The following is a 20,632-nucleotide window of genomic DNA, read 5'->3' on the forward strand; positions in this document are numbered from 1 at the left end:
GGGCGCGCATTGGCGTCACGGGCCGGTCGGCCCGCGATGGCGGCGGGCCTCATTCCTCGGTGGAAAAGCTGCTTTCGTGCTCGCCGTTGTGATGATGTTCGCGCGGCGGGCGGCCGATCACGTCCTTCAGGTCGTCCAGTTCGATGAAATTGTCGGCCTGCCGGCGCAGGTCATCGGCGATCATCGGTGGCTGGCTGCGAATGGTCGAGACGACCGAGACGCGAACGCCCTGGCGTTGCAGGCTTTCCACCAGCGGCCGAAAATCGCCATCGCCCGAGAACAGCACGATATGATCGCCCCTTGGCGCCAGTTCCATGGCATCGACCGCAAGCTCGATGTCCATGTTGCCCTTTATCTTTCGCCGTCCCTGGCTGTCGGTGTATTCCTTGGCCGGTTTGGTGACCATGGAAAAGCCGTTATAATGCAGCCAGTCGGCCAGCGGGCGGATCGGCGAATATTCGTCGTTTTCCAGCAACGCGGTATAGTAGAAAGCGCGCAGCAACTTGCCCCGGCGCATGAATTCTGCGCGCAACAGCTTGTAGTCGATGTCGAACCCAAGTGCCTTTGCAGCCGCGTAAATGTTTGAGCCATCAATGAACAGCGCCAGCCGTTCGTCCTTGTAAAACATCCAAATCCCTTTCAGAATTCACGCCCGGTCCGGAATGAGTGGTAAGGAATTTATGCCGGAGAGGACGCTCGGAAATTAGGATTTTGAATGCCAATTCACAAGAGTTTTCGCCGGGACCAAGCGCCGCAAACCGCGAGGCGGGTGTTGCAATTTGTCACACCATAACGATTTTGTGATTGCTTTGGGGGCAAATCTGCCCTCGCCAGCCGGGGCGCCAGAGGTGACGCTGCGCGCCGCGATTGACCGGCTCACACGGCGGGGCGCGCGGGGAATGCGCGTCAGCCGGTTCTTTCGGACCCCCTGTTTTCCGCCGGGCGCGGGGCCGGATTACGTTAACGCCGCCGCGGTCATGCGCCTTGACGGCGGGCCGGAGGAAGCACTGGATTGCCTGCACGCGACAGAGGCCGAATTCGGGCGTGAAAGAGCGCGCCGCTGGGGGCGGCGGACGCTTGACCTGGACCTGATCGCGCATGGCGAACAGGTGCTGCCCGATCGCGCCACCCACGACCGCTGGCGCGGCCTGCCGCCCGAAAGCCAGATCGCGCATACCCCCGACCGGCTGATCCTGCCGCATCCGCGGCTGCAGGACCGCGCCTTCGTGCTGGTTCCGCTGGCCGATGTGGCCCCGGATTGGCGTCACCCGGTACTGGGAAAAACCGTGCGCGAGATGCTGTTGGCGCTGCCGCACGAGGCCCTTTCCGAGGTGGTGCCATTACCGGTGCAGGGGGCGTGATTAGACGCTTGTAAACCCTGCGGAGAGGCTATAGATACAGGTCTTCCCGCCGAATATGACAACCGCTTGGAGGTCTCATGGCCCGCGTGACAACCGAAGACTGCGTCGACAAGGTTCCGAACCGGTTCGAGCTGGTGATGCTCGCCGCGCATCGCGCGCGCGAGATTGCTGCCGGCGCTCCGCTGACAGTGGACCGTGACAACGACAAGAACCCGGTAGTGGCACTGCGTGAAATCGCCGAAGAGACGCAATCGGCCGATGATCTGCGCGAACGCCTGATCGAGTCGAACCAGACCCAGATCGAGGTTGACGAGCCGGAAGAGGATTCCATGGCCCTGCTGATGGGTGGTGAGCCCGACAAGCCGGCCGAGGACGATATGCCTGGCGAAGAGGATCTTCTCAGGCAACTCATGGCGGCGCAGGGGCAGGGCTGAAACCTGCCCCCGGTTCGGGGATTGGGCTAGGATGATCGCGGTCGAGGACCTCATCGAGCTGGTCCGCACCTACAACCCCAGAACTGACGAAAAGCTGATCACCGCGGCCTATGACTTCGGCCGCGAGATGCATGAGGGTCAGTGCCGCCATTCCGGCGAACCCTATTTCAGCCACCCCGCCGCCGTCGCCGCGATTCTGGCCGAACAGCGGCTGGACGATGCCACGATCGTCACCGCGCTGCTGCACGACACCGTCGAAGACACGCGGGCATCCTATGCGATGGTGGCTGAGCGATTCGGCCCCGAGATCGCCGACCTGGTCGATGGTGTGACCAAGCTGACCAAGCTGCAGCTTTCCAGCACCGAGACCCAGCAGGCTGAGAATTTCCGCAAGCTGTTTATCGCCATGTCCAAGGATCTGCGCGTGATCCTGGTCAAGCTGGCCGACCGGCTGCACAACATGCGCACGATCAAGGCGATGCGCCCCGAAAAGCAGCTCAAGAAGGCGCGCGAGACGATGGATATCTTTGCGCCGCTGGCCGGGCGCATGGGCATGCAGTGGATGCGCGAAGAGCTGGAAGACCTGGCATTTCGGGTGATCAACCCCGAGGCGCGCGCCTCTATCATCCGCCGTTTCATCACCTTGCAGAAAGAGGCCGGCGACGTCATCGAGCGCATCACCGGCGACATGCGTCTTGAGCTTGACCGCGCCGGGATCGAGGCTGACGTGCTGGGCCGGGCCAAGAAGCCCTATTCGATCTGGCGCAAGATGCAGGAAAAGGAGATGGGGTTTTCCCGCCTTTCCGACATCTACGGCTTTCGCGTCATCACCAGGTCGGAAGAGGATTGTTATCGCGTTCTGGGGGCGATCCACCGGCGCTGGCGGGCGGTGCCGGGGCGGTTCAAGGACTATATCAGTCAGCCCAAGTCGAACGGCTATCGTTCCATCCACACCACGGTGTCGGGGCGCGACGGCAAGCGAGTCGAGGTGCAGATCCGTACCCAGGCCATGCATGACGTGGCCGAAACCGGGGTTGCGGCGCACTGGTCCTATCGTGACGGCGTGCCGTCCGAGAACCCCTTTGCCGTCGATCCCGCGCGCTGGATCGCGACCCTGACCGAACAATTCGACAAGGAAGAAGATCACGAAGATTTCCTCGAGGCGGTCAAGCTGGAGATGTACACCGACAAGGTGTTCTGCTTTACCCCCAAGGGCGACGTGGTCAAGCTGCCCCGGGGTGCGACGCCGATCGACTTTGCCTATGCCATTCATACCCGCATCGGGCATGCCTGCGTCGGCGCCAAGATCGACGGCATGCGGGTGCCGCTGTGGACCCGCATCAAGAACGGTCAGTCGGTCGAGGTGATCACCGCCGACGGGCAGACGCCGCAGGCCACCTGGCTGGACATCGCCACCACCGGCAAGGCGCGCGCCGCCATCCGCCGCGCCCTGCGCGAACTGGACCGCGACCGCTATATCAAGCTGGGGCGCGAACTGGCGCGCTCGGCCTTTGAACATGTGCGTAAGCGGGCCACCGAAAAGGCGCTGACGACGGCGGCCAAGACATTGCGCCTGACCGATGCCAACGAGGTGCTGGCGCGGCTGGGCAGTGCCGAGCTGACCGCGCGGCAGGTGCTGAACGCGGTCTATCCCGACATCGTGCCGGACGACAGCAACGTCGTCGGCCGCGACCGGGCGGTGATCGGGCTGGGGCGCAACCAGAGCTTTGAGCGCGCGCGCTGCTGCCAGCCGCTGCCGGGCGAGCGCATCGTCGGCATCACGTTTCGCGGCAAGGGCGTGGTGGTGCATGCCATCGACTGTGCCTCGCTGTCCCAGTACGAGGATCAGCCGGCGCGCTGGCTGGACCTGCAATGGCACGCGGGCAAGCACCCGGCGGCCTATGATGTGACGCTTGACGTCACCATCGGCAATGACGCCGGTGTGCTTGGGCGCATTTGCACATTGATCGGCGAGCAGAAGGCCAATATCTCGGACCTGACGTTTGTCGACCGCAAGCCGGATTTCTATCGGCTGCTGATTGACGTGGAATTGCGTGATGCCGAACATCTGCATGGCATCATCTCGGCGCTGGACGCGGAAAGCGACGTGGCTTCGGTAGAACGCTACCGTGATCCGGCCCGCGCCGGTGGTGGCATGAAACACTAGGGTGGGGGTCGCGCGACGTGGTGTTCAAGCGCCGGGACAAACGCCCCTTTTGGCGGGCCGTGTTAGAAACCGTCTGGCCCCGGGGCGGCTGGACGCGGGCGTTCTATTACATCCGCCACCGCCTGCGCCGCCTGCCTGATCCGCCCCATCGCATCGCCCGCGGCGTCTTTGTCGGTATTCTCGTTACCTTCTCGCCGTTCTTCGGCATGCATTTCGTCCTAGCGGCGCTGCTGGCCAAGATTATGCGCGGCAACATCATCGCGTCCTTGCTGGCGACCTTTGTCGGCAACCCTCTGACGTTCCTTCCGATCGCGACGATCTCGTTTCAGACGGGGAATTTCCTGCTTGGGCGGACCTTTGACAGGGACTTTGGCGCGCATCGTTCCCTGGCCGGAAAATTTGCGGATGCCTGGGGGGACCTGACGCATAATTTCATGGCCATCTTCACAGACCAGACGGCCGACTGGCATGGTCTTTACATATTCTACGACGAGGTGTTCTTTCCCTACATGATCGGCGGCGTTCTTCCCGGTCTCATCGCCGGGGTCGTGGGGTACTATGTCAGCCTGCCGGTCATCCAGGCCTATCAGAACCGGCGCAAGGGTCGGATCAAGGCCAAGCTGAAGGCACTGAGGGAAAAGGCCGCGGCCCGGGTCGAGGCGGGCGATAAGGGCGATGCGGCCGTGCCGGGCCGCGAGCGGAAAGACGAGCGGAGAGACAAGGGAGGACGACAAGATGCCGGCAACTGAACTGCGTCTCGGCGTTAACATCGACCACGTTGCGACCGTGCGCAACGCGCGCGGCGGCAGCTATCCCGACCCCGTGCGCGCCGCCAAGCTGGCCGAAGAGGCCGGCGCCGATGGCATCACCGCGCATCTGCGCGAAGATCGCCGCCACATAGTGGACGCCGATATTGAGACGCTGGTGGCGGCGCTCTCGGTGCCGCTCAACTTCGAGATGGCGGCGACCGAAGAGATGCAGTCGATCGCACTGCGCCACCGCCCGCACGCGGTCTGCATCGTGCCCGAAAAGCGCGAGGAACGCACCACCGAGGGCGGGCTTGACGTCGCCCGCGAAGAGGACCGCCTGGCGCGGTTCATCGCCCCGCTGCGCGAGGCCGGCTGCCGGGTGTCGCTGTTTGTGGGCGCCGAGCGCACCCAGATCGATGCTGCCGCCCGTGTCGGCGCGCAGGTGATCGAGCTGCACACCGGCGCCTATTGCGATGCCCATGCCGAGGGCCGCATCGAGGCGCGCGACAGCGAATTCACTGCCCTGCGCGAGATGGCCGCCCACGCCCATTCGCTGGGGCTGGAGGTGCATGCCGGCCACGGGCTGACCTATGACACGGTCACGCCCATCGCCGCCTTTCCCGAGGTGAAGGAACTCAACATCGGTCACTTCCTGATCGGCGAGGCGATCTTTCGCGGCCTCAAGCCGGCCATCGCCGAGATGCGCCGCCTGATGGCCGCCGCCCGCGCGTCATGATCCTGGGCATCGGCACCGACCTGGCCAATATCGACCGCATCGCCGGCACGCTGGAACGTTTCGGTGACCGCTTTCGCAACCGCGTCTTTACCGAGACCGAACAGCGCAAGGCCGACCGGCGGGCCGACACTGCCGGCACCTATGCCAAGCGCTGGGCCGCCAAGGAGGCCTGTTCAAAGGCGCTGGGCACCGGGCTGCGCATGGGCATCGCCTGGCGCGACATGGCAGTGCACAACATCGACACCGGCCAGCCGATGATGGTGGTCACGGGATGGGCCATCGAACGGCTGGCCGGAATGACCCCGCCGGGGCACGAGGCGGTGATCCATGTGTCGCTGACCGATGACCATCCCTGGGCGCAGGCCTTTGTCGTGATCGAGGCGCGGCCGCTGGCCGGAACAGCCCAAGCTGTAACTTGACACCCCTGCCCCCAACGCCCAAGAAGCGCGGGGCACGGGCAGGCGAAAGGCACCGACAGGCATGGCTGAAGAAGGCAAGAAATCGGGCGCGATTTGGGAAACCGTCAAGACGGTCTTTTGGGCGCTGCTTATCGCGGGCATCTTTCGGACCCTCTTTTTTCAGCCCTTCTGGATCCCGTCGGGGTCGATGAAGGACACGCTGCTGATCGGTGATTTCCTGTTCGTCAACAAGATGGCCTATGGCTATTCCTACGCCTCCTGCCCGACCATCCGCATCGCCAGCCTCGGCGTGGATATCGACGCGCAAAAGCTGTGCGGTTTTCTTGACGGCGACAACACCCGCCTGCTGGGGTCGGAACCCGAGCGCGGCGACATCATCGTGTTTCGCCATCCGGTTCACGGGACTGACTTTATCAAGCGCCTGATCGGCCTGCCGGGCGACCGTATCCAGATGCGCGACGGGGTGCTGCATATCAATGACGAGCCGGTGCAGTTGCAGCCCGACGGAAACTTTTCCGAGGTAAAGGAACGCCAGGGCCCGCTGCAGTCAACGCCGCGTTGTGAGAACGACCCTGTCGGCCTGGGCGGCGAATGCCTGAAGTCGCGCCAGATCGAAACGCTGCCGGGCGGGCGCGCGCATGGCATCCTGAACATCACCCGCCAGTCGACCGACAATACCGGCGTCTATACCGTGCCGGAGGGTCATTATTTCTTTATGGGTGACAACCGCGACAACTCGACCGACAGCCGTGTGCCGCTGGCCGCCGGCGGAGTCGGGTTCGTGCCCTATGAAAACCTGATCGGGCGGGCGAACCGGGTGATCTTTTCCTCGGCCGGGCGGTCTATGCTGTTCTTCTGGACATGGCGCGGCGACCGCTTTTTCGAGCGGCTGGAATGAAACTGTCGGCCGAGATGAAAGCCTTTGAGGGCCGTCTCGGGCACCACTTCGCGCGGCCCGAACTGCTGGTTCGGGCGCTGACGCATCCGTCCATGTCATCGCCGGACCGCGATGATAACCAGCGGCTGGAGTTCCTTGGCGACAGGGTGCTGGGGCTGGTCATGGCCGAGGCCCTGCTGGAACGCGATAAAGAGGCTGAAGAGGGCCAGCTTGCGCCCCGTTTCAACGCGCTGGTCCGCAAGGAGGCCTGCGCCGATGTCGCCCGCGAAATCGACCTTGGCAAGGTGCTGCGGCTGGGGCGTTCGGAAATGCTGTCGGGCGGGCGGCGCAAGCAGGCGCTTTTGGGTGACGCGATGGAGGCGGTGATCGCGGCGGTCTATCGCGATGCCGGGTTCGAGGCCGCGCGCGACGTGGTGTTGCGGCTTTGGGGCGCGCGCATCGACACGGTCAAGGCGGATGCCCGCGACGCCAAGACGGCATTGCAGGAATGGGCGCAGGGCCGGGGCCTGCCGCCGCCCGACTATGTGCAGACCGCGCGCAGCGGGCCTGATCATGCGCCCCAATTCACCATCGAGGCGCGGCTGAAAAACGGCGAGGCTGCGACGGCGACCGCCGGCTCCAAACGCCAGGCCGAACAGGCGGCGGCCAAGGCATTGCTGGATCGCATGGCGTCCGGGGACGGTTAAGCGCCATGGTCGGTGGCAACGGGCGCGGCGCCGTCTTCATGATCCTGGCGATGGCCGCCTTCAGTATCGAGGACGTTCTTTACAAGTCGGCGGTGCAGACCTACCCGCCGGGTCAGGCGTTGATCCTGTTCGGCATCATGGGGCTGGGCCTGTTCGCGGCGCTGTCATGGGTGCGGGGCGAGGTGATCTGGCACCCCGCCATATCAACCCGCCCGATGATCCTGCGCTGCGTGTTCGAACTGGCCGGACGGCTTTTCTATGCGCTGGCGCTGGCCACCACGACGCTCGCGGCGACCTCGGCCATCCTGCAGGCGACGCCGCTGGTGGTCAGCCTCGGCGCGGTGCTGTTCCTGGGCGAACGGGTCGGCTGGCGCCGCTGGGGCGCGATGATCGTCGGCTTTGTCGGGGTTCTGCTGGTTCTGCGCCCGACGCCCGGTGCGTTCGAACCGGCGGCGATCTTTGCCGTTCTGGGCATGATCGGGTTCGCCGGGCGCGACCTGGCGACACGGGCCAGCCCGCCGGCGATGTCGATGGCGCAACTGGGCAGCCTGGGCTTTGCGATGCTGCCGCTCGCGGGCGTGGTGCTGATGCTGGCCGGGGGCGAGGCACCGGAACTGCCGCCGGTGGCCATTTTCTGGCGGCTGGGTGCGGCGGCAGCTGTCGGGGTTCTGGCCTATGGCGCGCTGACCCAGGCGATGCGGTCGGGCGAGGTGGGGGTGGTGACACCCTTCCGTTATACAAGGCTGGCCTTTGCGCTGATCCTGGCGGTGCTGGTGTTCGGCGAGCGGCCCGACATGCTGACATTGCTGGGCGGCGCGGTGATCGTGGCAAGCGGGCTTTACACCCTGGTGCGGTCGCGCGGGCAAAGGCTGGCGCAGCCCACTGATTTGGGCTAATGGGCGTGTCTTGACAAAAGGAGAGGCGCCCATGCCCACCCGCGCCGGTTTCATCGCCCTGATCGGAGAGCCCAACGCGGGCAAGTCGACACTGCTTAACCGCATGGTCGGGGCCAAGGTCTCGATCGTCACGCACAAGGTCCAGACCACGCGCGCGCGCATCCGCGGCGTGGCGATAGAGGGCGACGCACAGCTTGTCTTTGTCGATACGCCGGGGCTGTTTCAGCCGCGCCGGCGGCTTGACCGCGCGATGGTTGCCGCTGCCTGGGGCGGGGCGGCGGATGCCGATATCGTGGTGCTGTTGGTCGAGGCCCATCGCGGCATCACCGAAGGGGTGGAGCGCATTCTCGAAAAGCTGGCCGAGATCGCCCGTGGCCGCCCGGTGGCGCTGGCCATCAACAAGATCGACCGCGTGCGCGCCGAAACCCTGCTGGGTCTGACGCGCGAATTGAACGACCGGTTCGAGTTCGTCCGCAGCTTCATGATCTCGGCGGAAAAGGGCCACGGCGTTGACGATCTGCGCCACTGGCTGTCCGAGACCGTGCCCGAGGGGCCGTGGCTTTACCCCGAGGACCAGATCGCCGATCTGCCCCTGCGCATGATCGCAGCCGAGATCACCCGCGAAAAGCTGACCCTGCGCCTGCACCAGGAACTGCCTTATCAACTGACCGTCGAAACCGAGAGCTGGCAGGACCGCGACGACGGGTCGGCCCGCATCGACCAGATCATCTATGTTGCCCGCGACGGTCACAAGGGCATCGTGCTGGGCAAGCGGGGCGAGACCATCAAGGCCGTCAGCCAGGCTGCCCGCGCCGAGCTGGAAGAGTTCCTGGGCCGGAGGGTGCATCTTTTCACCCAGGTCAAGGTCCGGCCCGGCTGGCTGGAAGAGGCCGAGCGCTATTCCGAGATCGGTCTGGATTTCAAGGACGGGAACTGAGCCAGGTGTCCGAGTTGGCCGAATATGCGACATCACGGCCGAGCCGCCGGCTCGCGCGGCTGGTTTCGGCGCGGTTGAGATCTGAAAAATGGCTCGTCAGTGGAATGACACCATGCCTTCCCCATCAGAGATTTCTTTGGACTGAGGTTTGTCTCTGGCAATGGTTTGGCCCGGCGGGAACCGCCGGGCAGCGCCCGCCCGCCCGCCAGGCGGGCGCTTTCGCGCCCACCTCAGGCGAGCGCTGCCCTCTGCTTACTCTGGCTGGCGACGACCAATGACCCGGCTGACCGCCGAATTCTGGGTCAAGGCGTATCTTGCGCGCCTGCGCCTGCAGGGCATTCCCGCCTTTGTCACCGCCCATGGCGATGACACCGCCGGCACGGTTCTGGTCAAGCTCAACACGCTGGACGGTCAGGCGCGGGCCTATCAGCGCTCGTTCGACCTGATGACCGGCGCCCGCGCCTGGGTGGTGCTGTCCGAGGGGGCTGAAACCCTGGTCGATGCCGCCATAGCCCGGCAGCGAAAATCCGACCCCGATCTGTGGGTGATCGAGGTCGAAGACCGCGACGGGCGGCACCTGCTGGATGAACCGGGGCTTTCCGACTGACCGCCCCGGCGTTACTGTCCGGCTATTCCACCGTGATCATCCGGCGTGCCAGCACCGCCTTGTTGCTGACGTCGAGCAGGCGCAGTTCATACGCGCCCGCCCCGTCTGGCAGCGCGATCTCGACCGGCGGGGCGCCGGCGATCTTGACCGCCTCGATCCAGGTAAAGATCGCCTGATCCGGGGCCGCCACCGTGATGCGCCGGTCGGCGCTGTCGCTGTCGCTTTCCCAACTCACCTCGATCTTGCTGCCGGCGGCGGCCGTTTCAGGCGCACTGAGCGTCGCACCGGTGTTGAGCGCGGCATCCTCGGCCAGCACCTCGACCGGCTTGCGCGCCAGCACGCGCCCGCCCTCACGCAGGATATAGCGCAGCTCGTACAGCCCGGCCGCGGGCGGCGCGGTCATGTCATGCTCGGCGTTGTCGCGGACGGTGAAGTAGTTGGAAGAGTCGTCATCCGCACTGCCGATCGGTGCCAGCGCAACATAATCGCCTCGATCTACCGTGCCGGTCCATGTCACGCGCAGCTTGTCGGTCGCGCGCACCTGGTCTGGGCCGGATACGGTGACCTCGGGTTCGACGATCTCGATCATCGCGGTGGCCAGCGTCCTGGACCCCTCACGCAGGATGTAACGCACCTCGTAAAGCCCCGTTACCGCCGGCGCGCGCAGCTCCGCTTCAGCCTTGTCGCGAACGGTGATGTAGTTGCCGAACTCGCCCTCATCGGCACCGGCCGGCACGATGGCCATGTAGTCGCCGGCGGCAACCGTGCCGGTCCAGGAAACCGGGATCGCTGCGCCGGCCAGCGCGGTTTCCGGGGCGCTTACCGTGACCTCTGGCGCGACGATTTCTATCGGCGTGCTGGCCAGCGTCTTGCCGCCCTCACGCAGGACATAGCGCACCTCGTACAGCCCGGTCTCGGCGGGGGCCTGCAACTCGTGGTCGGTCTTGCCGCGGACGACGAAATAGTTGCCGTACTCGCCCTCCTTGGTGCCCTGCGGGACGATGCCGATGTAGTCGTTGGCGTTCACCGTTCCGGTCCAGGAAACCGGGAACTTGGCGCCGGCGGCGGCGGTATCCGGGGCGCTGACGGTCACTTCGCCCTCGACGATCTCGATTGGCGTGCTGGCCAGCGTCTTGCCGCCCTCGCGCAGGACATAGCGCACCTCGTACAGCCCGGTCTCGGCGGGGGCCTGCAACTCGTGTTCGGTCTTGTCGCGAACGACGAAATAGTTGCCGTACTCGCCCTCTTTGGTGCCCTGCGGGACGATGGCGATGTAGTCGTTGCCATTCACCGTGCCGGTCCAGGAAACCTCGAACTTGGCGCCGGCGGTGGCGGTGTCGGGGGCGCTGACGGTTACCTCGCCCTCGGCGATCTCGATCGGGGCGCTGGCCATCGTCTTGCCGCCCTCGCGCAGGACATAGCGCACCTCGTACAGCCCGGTCTCGGCCGGGGCCTGCAACTCGTGCTCGGTCTTGTCACGCACGACGAAATAGTTGCCGTACTCGCCCTCTTTGGTGCCTTGCGGGACGATGGTGATATAGTCTTTGCCGTTGATCGTGCCGGTCCAGCCGACCGGGAACTTTGCACCAGCGAGCGCGCGCTCGGGCACGTTCAGTGTCACCTCGGGTTCGGCGACCTCGATACTGCGGCTTGCCACCGTGACCTGGTCGACATTGAGCACATAGCGCAGCTCGTAAAGGCCCGGCTCGGGCGGGGCGGTCAGCGTCGCCTCGCTGTTGCCCCTGACGGCGACATAGCTCAGATAGCTGCCCGGCTCGGCGCCGGCAGGCACGATGGTGACATAGTCGCGCGGATTGATCGTCGGGGTCCAGGACAGGGCGAATTCGGCCCCCGTCAGCACCTTGTCGGGACCGTCAAGCGCCACCTCGGGCGGCGTGATTTCCAGCGTGTCGCGGCCCTGCGTGACATTGCCGTCACGATGCACATAGCGAATTTCATAAATGCCTTCGCGCGCCGGTGCATCCAGCCCCACGGTTACGCCGCTGCGCACCGCCTGGTAGGGGCCGAATACGCCCTCGTCCGCGCCCATCGGCACGATGGTGATATAGTCGTCCTCGTCAATGGTGGGGTCCCATGTCACCTCGACCATAGAACCGCCGACGGCGGTGCCGGGGCCGGTAACCGCGACCTCGGGCAGGGCCGGTTGGGGCTCTGGCTCGGGCTCGGCGGCCGGTTCGGGTTCGGGTTCCGGCGCGGCTGCTGCGACAGCGGTGCTGACGCTCGACATTGCGGCCTTGAGCTCGTCCGCGTTTGAGGCCTGGATATAGGTGCCGCCAGTTTCCTCGGCGATGCAGGCAAGCGAGGTGTCGTCCTGGTCCGCGCCCAGCCCGAAGCCCACGACATGCGCGGTGAACCGCACGCCGCCCTGTTCCAGCGTGCGCGCCAGTGCGCAGGGGTCGCGGTCGCAGCTTTCCAGCCCGTCCGAGATCAGCACCACGGTGGCGGGCTGGTCGGTATAGGACAGATCCCGCGCCGCGCGTTCAACCGCGGCGGTCAGTGGCGTCTTGCCGGTGGGCTTGACCTTTCTGACCTTGTCGAGGATCTCGGCCCGCGAACCCGCACCGGGCTGCACAAGGGTTTCGATGTCGCCGCAATCGCCGCGGCGGCGGTGGCCATAGGCCATCAGCCCCACTGCGCGGTCATCCGTCCAGTCGCCCAGAAGGGTTTCCATCACGTCGCGGGCGATCTCGATCTTGGCGGTGCCGTCGATCTGCCCCCACATCGAGTTGGAGCCGTCAAAGACCACCATCACGTTTTCCTGCGCCATCGCGGATGACGCCGCCAGCGTCAGACTGGCCGAGACCACGGCCCCCTTGATCATGGACGACATCGACACCTCTCCTGATATCCCCTAGTTGAACGCACCTAACCACATAAGACGTTTCATTTCCATTGCCCTTGGCATGGCCGGTATTCTGGTGTCCCATACGGGCCGGTGAGATGAGGTGCGGGCATGGAATGGCGCGATCAGGGTATCCTGCTGTCCAGCAGGCGGCACGGCGAAAGCGCGGCCATCATCGAGGTGTTCACGCCTGACCACGGGCGGCACGCCGGGGTGGTGCGCGGCGGCGCGTCGCGGCGACAGGCCCCGGTGCTGCAACCCGGCGCGCAACTGGACGTGACCTGGCGCGCGCGACTGGAGGATCATATCGGCACGTTCACGGTCGAACCGCTGCGTTCGCGCGCCTGGGCGATGGGCGACAGGATGGCGCTGTCAGGGCTGGGCGCGGTGCTGGCGCTGCTGATGTTCTGCCTGCCAGAGCGCGAGCGCCATGAGCGGCTTTATCGCAAGACCGAGGCGCTGCTCGACCTGCTGGGGCAGGGGGATGTTTGGCCGCTGGCCTATCTGCAGTGGGAAATGGCGTTGCTAGACGACCTGGGTTTCGGGCTCGACCTGTCGGGCTGCGCGGTCATGGGGGCGCGGGCAAACGACCTCAGCTATATCTCACCCCGCACCGGGCGGGCGGTGTCGCGCAAGGGGGCGGGCGAGTGGGCCGACCGGCTGTTGCCGCTGCCGCCCTGCCTGCTGGGCGAGGGGCCCGCGCCCGACGCAGAGATCGCCGAGGGCTTGCAGGTGACTGGCCATTTCCTGAACACCCGCGTCGCGCCCGAGTTGGGCAACAAACCCCTGCCAGATGCGCGCGCGCGATTCGTTCAGCGGTTCCTGGCAAAGGCAGAGGCCGAATAGGGCGCGCTACCTGAGCGCCAGCACCAGATCGACCAGAGACCCGATCGCCGCGCGCCGTGCGGCGGCGGTGTCATCCAGCAGCGTCATCCCCAGGGCAGCGGCATGGATGATCTGCGCCATCTCGGGGTTCGAGATGCCGGTTTCCTGCAGCAATGCCTGCAACGCGGCGCGGCGTGCGGTGTCTATGCGCCCGACGGCATCGCGCGCGGCGGCGTCGGTGGCGGCCCAGGCGCGGATCGCGGCCTCGGTGACGCGCCCCGGGCCGGGATCGGCCAGCGCCTGAGCCAGCGCGCGCAGCCGCGCGGCGGCGCTGCCGGGCTCTGCGATGGCGGCCTCTGTCGCGGCGGTGGCTGCGGCCTCCCACCTTGTCAGAAGCTGGGCGTGCAGGTCCGGCACATCGCGGAAATGCCAGTAGAACGAGCCCTTGGTCGTCTGCATGTGCCGGGCCAGCGGCTCTGCCTTCAGCGCCTCGGCGCCATGTTCGGCAAGAACGGCCTCGGCGGCGGCAAGCCAGTCTTCGCGGCGCAATCGTTTCCTGGCGGGTTTTGTCATGGGGCCAGAATGCGCGGGCGTATTCGCCGGCGCAAGGAAAAGCATGACCCTGTTTCATGCCTGCGGCCTGTGTGGGGTCAAGGCTATCACCCGGATCGAAGAGGCGCCCCTGATCCGGCCTTGTCGCTCAGAGGAGGCAAAGGCCAGACCGCCCAGGTGCCGGGCAATCTGCGGCAAGACTGTAGACAGCTATTGGTGTCGGGCGTGCTGCGGGTCTAGACAACTGGGTGGGTGTCCAACACGGGGGGCGACGAAATGATCAATTATGTCCAGGACGCGGGCGGGCTGCGGGCCGATACCTCTGCCGAGGCCGAGGAGGCGGCGATCTGGACCGACCTGGAGGAGCCCGAGGCCGAGGTTCTGGAGCGGCTTTCGGCGCGCCACGCGATCCAGTTGCCGACGCGCGAGGATCAGCAGGAGATCGAACAGTCCTCGCGGCTCTATATCGACAACGGGGTGCCGGTCATGACCGTTCTGCTGCCCTCGCGTACCGGCGAGGGCGAGATGCGGATCGAACCGGCCTCGTTCGTTCTGTTCGATGATCGTCTCGTCACCATCCGCCACCATGACCCGCGCCCTTTCACCACGTTTCCGGGCAAGGCGGGAAAGTCACCGCACGGGACGGTAACGCCGGACGCGGTGATGATCGGCCTGCTGGAAGAGATCATCGACCGCTTGGCCGACATTACCGAACAGTCGGGCCGCGAGATCGACCAGACCGCAAGGCGCATCTTCGGCCCCGAAACGATGCGGACCGAACAGTACCGCACCGCCCTGCGCGAGATCGGCCGCGCCGACGGGCAGGTGATGCAGCTGCGCGAAAGCCTGATGACGATCGAGCGGATGCTCAGCTTTCTCGGGCCGGTGCTGGAAGGGCGCAAGACCGGCAAGCCGCTGCGCGGCACGCTGAAAACGCAATACCGCGACGTGCGCACCATCGCCGAACAGGCCGGATACCTGCAGCAAAAGACATCCTTCATGCTGGATGCCGCGCTGGGCCTCATCAACATCGAGCAGAACGCCATCATCAAGATATTCTCGGTCGCGGCGGTGGCCTTTCTGCCGCCCACGCTGGTGGCGTCGATCTACGGGATGAACTTTGCCTACATGCCCGAACTGCAATCGCCGCTGGGCTATCCGATCGCGATCGGGGTGATGGTGCTTTCGTCGATCGTGCCGCTATGGTTTTTCCGGCGGCGCGGCTGGCTATGACAGGAGACAGGGGCAGCATGACCGCCGGGGCGCTGGTCGGCGTGGTCGGGCCATCGGGCGTGGGCAAGGACAGCGTGATGCAGGCCCTTGTCGCCGCGCGCCCCGACCTGCACCTGGTGCGGCGCGTGATCACCCGGCCCGAAACGGCGGGCGGCGAGGTTTTCGAGGGCGTGAGCGAGGCCGAATTCGCCCGCCGCCGCGCCGCGGGGGAATTTGCGCTGTGCTGGCCCGCGCATGGGCTGCAATACGGCGCGCCGGCCACATTGCGGGGGCAGTTGGCGGCGGGGCAGACCTGTCTTGTCAACCTGTCCCGCGCCGCGCTGGCCGAGGCCGAGCGCCTGTTCGACCCGTTCCTGACGCTGCACCTGACCGCCCCGGTGGCAGTGCTGGCAGAGCGGCTTGCGGCACGGGGGCGAGAGGACGCAAATGCCATTGCGGCACGGCTGGCGCGGGCCGACACCTCCTTGCCGGCGGGGCTGTCGCGGGTCGTCGAGGTGGCCAATGACGGCCCGCTGGAGGCGACCGTGGCGCGCGTCCTGGCGGCGTTTCAGGCCGAGAGGATATGACGATGCAGCAGGTGAAAGCAGCCGTCAGAATCTTCGCCCACCAGGCTGAGCCCGTCGATGACAAAGGGCGCAGGCAGGATGCCGGCCAGCGCGTCACCCACCACCGCCTGCACCGGCGCGATCTGCGCCTTGGGCAGCTTTCCGGTCAGTGTCATGTGAAAGCGGAACTCTTCCATGACATGGGGATAGCCCCAGCGCATGAGCAGCGCCTCTTGCGCTGGGGTCAGGCCCGCGCCGCGGCGGCGCTGCAATTCGGCGTCGTCGGGCGGGGCGCGAAAGGTGTCGAGCGTTTCCACCACCATCGCCGCCAGCCCGTTCAGCTGGGCCGTGTCGCCCAAGGGCTGCAACGCCAGAAACCGGCCCAGCCGGGACAGCGCCAGCCCCTCCAGCGTCACCGGCGGCACCTGGTCGCACAGCGCCGCAAGCGCGGTGTTCAGCGCCTCGATGCTTTGCCCCTCGGCCAGCCTGAAGGGCGGCTTGATGGTGGCGTGAAAGCCATAACGGCGCGGGGTCCGGGTGATCTCGGCCAGCGGCGCCGGCAGGCTGGCCTGCTCCGGCTGATGCACCGCACGGCCCGCCGCGATGTCCCAGCCCAGCCACCTTGCGCCGAACCCGACCAGCGCCGGGTCGGACGGGGTGTAATAGACTGCGTAGCGGCGATAGTTCATCGGCCTGTCTTTCGCATTTCATCGGTTCACGCGAGATTGGCCCCCCAGATGACACAGGAAACCGTTCTCGCCAATGCCGCCATTGTGTTGCCCGACAGGGTGAAAGCGTTTTGACTTGGCGGGCCTGTGGGGCGGATAATGGGGCACTGATGAAAGGACCGCCGATGCCCGCCAGCTATTTGTTTGACCCGCCCGCCGTTCCGGTCATTCCCGTCACGGGGGATGCGCGGCTTTTCCCGGTGCGCCGCATCTTTTGCGTCGGGCGCAACTATGCCGCCCATGCTGCCGAGATGGGCAACGAGGTCGACCGCGAGGCGCCGTTCTATTTCACCAAGTCGGCGCATGCGATTTGTCTGTCCGGCGCGGCGATCCCCTATCCGTCGGGCACGCAGGATTGCCATCACGAGATGGAGCTTGTCGTCGCGCTGGGGCAGGGCGGCGCCAGGGTGGACGAGGCGCAGGCGCTGGGGCTGGTTTTCGGCTATGCCTGCGGCATCGACCTGACCCGCCGTGACCTGCAGGCGGCGGCCAAGGACAAGCGCCGCCCCTGGGACCTGGGCAAGGATTTCGACAACGCCGCCGTGATCGCGCCGATCACCCCCGCCGCCGCCCTGGGCAAAATCGGGGATCAGCGTATATGGCTCGACCGTGACGGCGAGCGGGTGCAGGATGCGCGCCTGTCCGAGATGGTCTGGAACGTGGCCGAAATCATCGCCCACCTGTCGCGCTATTACCGGCTGGCCGCGGGCGATCTGATCTATACCGGCACCCCCGCCGGGGTGGGGCCGGTCGCGCCCGGCAGTGCGCTGGAGGGTGGCATCGACGGGCTGAAACCGGTGCGCCTGCGGATCGAGCCCGAGGGCTGAATAACGGGCTTTCGTGGTGGCGCGGCGTCATTGCCGTTGCCAGGTGCCATGGGTGGGTGCGAAGATGCGCGAACGGAAAGCCCCGGAAAATGGGCTCCGTATGCGCCGGAAATCCGGATTGGGAGGATACGAACCATGAAGATCGTCATGAAAGCAATGCAGGCGGCGCTGGCCGTCGCTGTGGCCGCGGGCCTGGGCACCGCCGCCCCGGCGCAGGAGGTGACACTGAAGATGCACCAGTTCCTGCCGCCGCAGGCCAGCGCCCCGACCAAGGTGCTGATGCCCTGGGCCGAACGCATCGAAGCGGCCTCTGACGGGCGCATCAAGATCGACCACTACCCGGCCATGCAGCTGGGCGGCAAGCCGCCGGAACTGGCCAGCCAGGTGGTTGATGGCGTGGCCGACATCATCTGGACGGTGGCGGGCTATACCCCCGGCCGCTTTCCCCAGGCCGAGGTGTTCGAACTGCCCTTCATGATGACCAATGCCGAAGATACCTCGCGCGCGTTCTGGGAATACGCCGAGGCCAACATGATGGACAGCGATTTTGCCGACATGAAGATCCTCGGCGTCTGGGTGCACGGCCCCGGCCTGTTCCATTCCAGAAAGCCGATCGAACAGCTTTCCGATCTCAACGGGATGAAGGTGCGCGGCCCGACCCGGATCATCACCGGGATGCTGGGCGAGTTGGGCGCGACGCCTGTGGGCATGCCGGTGCCGGCGCTGCCTGAATCGCTGTCCAAGGGCGTGATCGACGCGGCGGTGGTCCCTTGGGAGGTCACGCAGGCGCTGAAGATCGCCGAGCTGGTCGATTATCATACCGCCTTCGGCGATGAGGCGCTTTATACCACCGCCTTTATCTTTGCGATGAACAAGCAGAAATTCGACAGTCTGCCGGACGATCTGAAGGCGGTCATCGACGCCAATTCCGGCGCCGACCTGTCGGCGCTGGCTGGCCGCATGATGGCCGAGGCTGATGGCCCCGCGCTCGAGATCGCGGTGGATCGCGGCAACACCATCTTTGATGTGCCGCCCGAACAGGTGGCCGAGTGGAAAGCCGCCGCTGCCAATGTCGAGGCGAACTGGATCGCCGAGATGAACGAAAAGGGCTTTGACGGACAGGCGCTGGTCGATCAGGCCAGGGCGCTGATTGCAAAGCATAGCCAGTAAACGGCCCGTTTGCCCCGGCGCGCGCGGGCGTGCCAGGGCATCGGCAAGGCAGGGGGCATGATGGGCAAGCTCTTTCTGGCGCTGGCGCGCGGCATGGCGGTGCTTGGCGGCATCGTGCTGGGCCTGCTGGTGCTGCTGACCTGCCTGTCGGTCGCCGGGCGGGTGCTGAACACCGCGCTGCATGGCGAGACGGCGCAATCGCTGTTTCCGGGCCTTGCCGAACGGCTGCTGGACTGGGGCGTCGGACCGATCCTGGGCGATTTCGAACTGGTCGAGGCCGGCATGGCCTTTACCATCTTTGCCTTTCTGCCGCTGTGCCAGATCGCCGGGGCGCATGCCAGCGTCGACATTTTCACCGCCCGCCTGCCGGGGCGCGCGCGCCGGGCGCTTGAGGCGGTCATCGAGTGGGTTTTTGCCGCGGTGCTGGTCCTGATTGCCTGGCAGCTGTGGCTGGGGCTGCTGGCCAAGATGCGTTATAATGAAACAACCTATCTGCTGCAGTTTCCCATCTGGTGGGCCTATGCGGCCAGCCTCTTCGCCGCGGTGGTGGCGGCACTGACGGGGGTCTGGGTGGCGCTGGCACGCCTTGTCGAAAGCGTCAGCGGGCGGGTCATCCTGCATAGCGATACGGGGCCGGAGGCGTGAGCGATCTTGCCATCGGCCTGGTCTCGTTCCCGGTTCTGCTGGGGCTCATCTTTCTGCGGGTGCCGATCGGGCTGGCGATGTTCGTGATGGCGCTGGGCGGGCTTTATGCCATCACCGACGGCACGGCCATGGCGCTGTCGCGGCTCAAGAACGAACCCTTTTCGACCTTTTCCAGCTATTCCCTGTCGATCGTGCCGATGTTCCTGCTGATGGGCCATTTCGCCACGCTGGGGGGCATGTCGCAAGCGCTGTTCAAGGCGGCCGAGGCATGGCTGGGTCACCGCAAGGGCGGTGTCGCGATGGCGGCGGTGGGGGCCTGCGCGGGGTTCGGCGCGATCTGCGGATCGTCGCTGGCGACGGCGGCGACGATGGGGCAGGTTGCGCTGCCCGAGCTGCGCCGGCAGGGCTATGCGGGCGGCTTTTCCACCGCCACGCTGGCGGCAGGCGGGACGCTGGGCATCCTGATCCCGCCATCGGTGATCCTGGTCATCTATGCGATCCTGACCGAACAGAACATCGCCAAACTGTTCCTGTCGGCGGTGGTGCCGGGGGTGCTGGCTGCGGTCGGGTACATGATCACCATCGCCATCTATGTGCGACTCAACCCCGGCGCCGCACAACACCGAGAGGCCCTGCCGCTGCGCCTGCGGATGCGCGCGCTGGCCGATGTCTGGCCGGTGCTGCTGGTCTTTCTGCTGGTGGTGGGGGGCATCTACATGGGCTGGTTCACCCCGACCGAGGGCGCGGCGGTGGGCGCGTTCGGCACCGGGGTGATTGCGCTGCTGAACGGGGGGCTGACGCGGGTGCGGCTGATGCAGGCCTTTTACGCCACGGCTCGCAATTCGGCGATGATCTTTTTCATCGTGCTGGGCGCGGCGCTTTATAACGGGTTTCTCGCACTCAGCCAGGTCCCGCAGGAACTGTCGGCCTGGGTCGTAGGCCAAGGCATGTCGCCCTGGGCGGTGTTGGCCTGTATCCTGGCGCTGTACCTGGTTTTTGGCTGCCTGATGGACAGCCTTTCGATGATCCTGCTGACGATTCCGATCTTCTTTCCCATCATCTCGGTGCTTGATTTCGGGCTGACGGCCGAGGAAACGGCGATCTGGTTCGGCATCCTGGTGCTGATCGTGGTCGAGGTCGGGCTGATCACCCCGCCGGTGGGGATGAACCTGTTCGTCATCAATTCGATGGACCCCCAAACGCGGATACTGGATACCTACAAGGCGGTGTTGCCCTTTGTCATTTCGGATATCGTGCGGGTGATGATCCTGGTGGCGGCGCCGGGGATCACGCTGTTCCTGATGCGGCTGATGCACTGAACAGACGATTTGAGCTGGCGCAACATGCGCAACGC

Annotated in this window: 22 protein-coding genes; 18 read left to right on the forward strand and 4 right to left on the reverse strand. The window is 65.8% G+C overall.

Translation table 11 applies throughout. The features are described 5' to 3' along the window. Nucleotides 1-49 precede the first annotated feature (49 nt). The gene (locus tag DL899_RS06470) at nucleotides 50-628 is read right to left on the reverse strand and encodes a LabA-like NYN domain-containing protein (RefSeq protein WP_111733175.1); all 579 of its coding nucleotides are present in this window, start codon (nucleotides 626-628) and stop codon (nucleotides 50-52) included. Between the two features lie 151 nt (nucleotides 629-779). Here DL899_RS06470 and folK point away from each other — a divergent pair, with 151 nt between their 5' ends. The 11 genes from folK to DL899_RS06525 all read left to right on the forward strand — a co-directional run bounded on the left by folK (nucleotide 780) and on the right by DL899_RS06525 (nucleotide 9,890). Then, nucleotides 780-1,361: a 2-amino-4-hydroxy-6-hydroxymethyldihydropteridine diphosphokinase gene (folK, locus tag DL899_RS06475; RefSeq protein ID WP_111733176.1), complete on the forward strand. Its 582-nt coding sequence runs from the start codon at nucleotides 780-782 to the stop codon at nucleotides 1,359-1,361. A gap of 77 nt (nucleotides 1,362-1,438) precedes the next feature. Next, nucleotides 1,439-1,795 (forward strand): DNA-directed RNA polymerase subunit omega, encoded by a 357-nt coding sequence (gene rpoZ / locus DL899_RS06480; protein WP_111733177.1) that lies wholly within the window; start codon nucleotides 1,439-1,441, stop codon nucleotides 1,793-1,795. Nucleotides 1,796-1,826: 31 nt separating this feature from the next. Continuing rightward, nucleotides 1,827-3,962, forward strand: a complete 2,136-nt coding sequence (locus DL899_RS06485; RefSeq protein ID WP_111733178.1) for a RelA/SpoT family protein — start codon at nucleotides 1,827-1,829, stop codon at nucleotides 3,960-3,962. Nucleotides 3,963-3,979: 17 nt separating this feature from the next. Further along, nucleotides 3,980-4,711: a DUF2062 domain-containing protein gene (locus tag DL899_RS06490; RefSeq protein ID WP_111733179.1), complete on the forward strand. Its 732-nt coding sequence runs from the start codon at nucleotides 3,980-3,982 to the stop codon at nucleotides 4,709-4,711. Beyond that, nucleotides 4,698-5,447 (forward strand): pyridoxine 5'-phosphate synthase, encoded by a 750-nt coding sequence (locus DL899_RS06495; RefSeq protein WP_111733180.1) that lies wholly within the window; start codon nucleotides 4,698-4,700, stop codon nucleotides 5,445-5,447. Before DL899_RS06490 ends, DL899_RS06495 begins: the two co-directional genes overlap by 14 nt. Further along, the gene (acpS, locus tag DL899_RS06500) at nucleotides 5,444-5,866 is read left to right on the forward strand and encodes a holo-ACP synthase (protein ID WP_111733181.1); all 423 of its coding nucleotides are present in this window, start codon (nucleotides 5,444-5,446) and stop codon (nucleotides 5,864-5,866) included. The genes DL899_RS06495 and acpS overlap by 4 nt, the downstream gene beginning before the upstream one ends. 61 nt (nucleotides 5,867-5,927) lie before the next feature. Continuing rightward, the gene (gene lepB, locus DL899_RS06505) at nucleotides 5,928-6,764 is read left to right on the forward strand and encodes a signal peptidase I (protein WP_111733182.1); all 837 of its coding nucleotides are present in this window, start codon (nucleotides 5,928-5,930) and stop codon (nucleotides 6,762-6,764) included. Continuing rightward, nucleotides 6,761-7,450: a ribonuclease III gene (rnc, locus tag DL899_RS06510; protein WP_111733183.1), complete on the forward strand. Its 690-nt coding sequence runs from the start codon at nucleotides 6,761-6,763 to the stop codon at nucleotides 7,448-7,450. Before lepB ends, rnc begins: the two co-directional genes overlap by 4 nt. Before the next feature lie 5 nt (nucleotides 7,451-7,455). Continuing rightward, nucleotides 7,456-8,346 (forward strand): DMT family transporter, encoded by an 891-nt coding sequence (locus DL899_RS06515; RefSeq protein ID WP_111733184.1) that lies wholly within the window; start codon nucleotides 7,456-7,458, stop codon nucleotides 8,344-8,346. Between the two features lie 31 nt (nucleotides 8,347-8,377). After that, nucleotides 8,378-9,283 carry a GTPase Era gene (gene era / locus DL899_RS06520; RefSeq protein WP_111733185.1) on the forward strand — a complete coding sequence of 302 codons (906 nt, stop codon included), beginning with the start codon at nucleotides 8,378-8,380 and terminating at the stop codon, nucleotides 9,281-9,283. Between the two features lie 274 nt (nucleotides 9,284-9,557). Beyond that, nucleotides 9,558-9,890, forward strand: coding sequence for a DUF1491 family protein (locus DL899_RS06525; protein ID WP_111733186.1), 333 nt, complete (start codon nucleotides 9,558-9,560; stop codon nucleotides 9,888-9,890). A 22-nt stretch (nucleotides 9,891-9,912) separates the two neighbouring features. On the opposite strand, the gene DL899_RS06530 is transcribed toward DL899_RS06525, so the two are convergent. Continuing rightward, nucleotides 9,913-12,741, reverse strand: coding sequence for a vWA domain-containing protein (locus DL899_RS06530; RefSeq protein WP_111733187.1), 2,829 nt, complete (start codon nucleotides 12,739-12,741; stop codon nucleotides 9,913-9,915). A 123-nt stretch (nucleotides 12,742-12,864) separates the two neighbouring features. On the opposite strand from DL899_RS06530, the gene recO reads away from it, so the two are divergent. After that, on the forward strand, nucleotides 12,865-13,599 hold the full coding sequence (gene recO / locus DL899_RS06535; protein ID WP_111733188.1) for a DNA repair protein RecO: 735 nt from the start codon (nucleotides 12,865-12,867) through the stop codon (nucleotides 13,597-13,599). Between the two features lie 6 nt (nucleotides 13,600-13,605). Here the strand turns inward: recO and DL899_RS06540 are convergent, their stop codons facing one another. Continuing rightward, nucleotides 13,606-14,151, reverse strand: coding sequence for a TetR family transcriptional regulator (locus tag DL899_RS06540; protein WP_162685519.1), 546 nt, complete (start codon nucleotides 14,149-14,151; stop codon nucleotides 13,606-13,608). A gap of 255 nt (nucleotides 14,152-14,406) precedes the next feature. On the opposite strand from DL899_RS06540, the gene DL899_RS06545 reads away from it, so the two are divergent. After that, a complete protein-coding gene (locus DL899_RS06545; RefSeq protein ID WP_111733282.1) occupies nucleotides 14,407-15,363 on the forward strand; it encodes a magnesium transporter CorA family protein in 957 nt (318 codons plus the stop codon). Further along, on the forward strand, nucleotides 15,360-15,929 hold the full coding sequence (gene phnN / locus DL899_RS06550) for a phosphonate metabolism protein/1,5-bisphosphokinase (PRPP-forming) PhnN (RefSeq protein WP_239494629.1): 570 nt from the start codon (nucleotides 15,360-15,362) through the stop codon (nucleotides 15,927-15,929). Before DL899_RS06545 ends, phnN begins: the two co-directional genes overlap by 4 nt. On the opposite strand, the gene DL899_RS06555 is transcribed toward phnN, so the two are convergent. Continuing rightward, a complete protein-coding gene (locus DL899_RS06555) occupies nucleotides 15,911-16,597 on the reverse strand; it encodes a DUF1045 domain-containing protein (RefSeq protein WP_111733191.1) in 687 nt (228 codons plus the stop codon). The two genes, phnN and DL899_RS06555, sit on opposite strands and share 19 nt — an antisense overlap. A gap of 164 nt (nucleotides 16,598-16,761) precedes the next feature. Between DL899_RS06555 and DL899_RS06560 the strand changes: the two genes are divergently transcribed. The 4 genes from DL899_RS06560 to DL899_RS06575 all read left to right on the forward strand — a co-directional run bounded on the left by DL899_RS06560 (nucleotide 16,762) and on the right by DL899_RS06575 (nucleotide 20,597). After that, nucleotides 16,762-17,463, forward strand: a complete 702-nt coding sequence (locus DL899_RS06560) for a fumarylacetoacetate hydrolase family protein (protein WP_111733284.1) — start codon at nucleotides 16,762-16,764, stop codon at nucleotides 17,461-17,463. 135 nt (nucleotides 17,464-17,598) lie between these two features. Next, a complete protein-coding gene (locus DL899_RS06565; protein WP_111733192.1) occupies nucleotides 17,599-18,633 on the forward strand; it encodes a TRAP transporter substrate-binding protein in 1,035 nt (344 codons plus the stop codon). 60 nt (nucleotides 18,634-18,693) lie between these two features. Further along, nucleotides 18,694-19,278: a TRAP transporter small permease gene (locus DL899_RS06570; protein WP_111733286.1), complete on the forward strand. Its 585-nt coding sequence runs from the start codon at nucleotides 18,694-18,696 to the stop codon at nucleotides 19,276-19,278. Continuing rightward, nucleotides 19,275-20,597 carry a TRAP transporter large permease gene (locus DL899_RS06575; protein WP_111733193.1) on the forward strand — a complete coding sequence of 441 codons (1,323 nt, stop codon included), beginning with the start codon at nucleotides 19,275-19,277 and terminating at the stop codon, nucleotides 20,595-20,597. The genes DL899_RS06570 and DL899_RS06575 overlap by 4 nt, the downstream gene beginning before the upstream one ends. The last annotated feature ends 35 nt before the right edge of the window (nucleotides 20,598-20,632 follow it).

Origin of the sequence: Roseovarius amoyensis, assembly GCF_003260265.1 — a bacterium.
GTDB classification, from domain to species: Bacteria; Pseudomonadota; Alphaproteobacteria; order Rhodobacterales; family Rhodobacteraceae; genus Roseovarius; species Roseovarius amoyensis.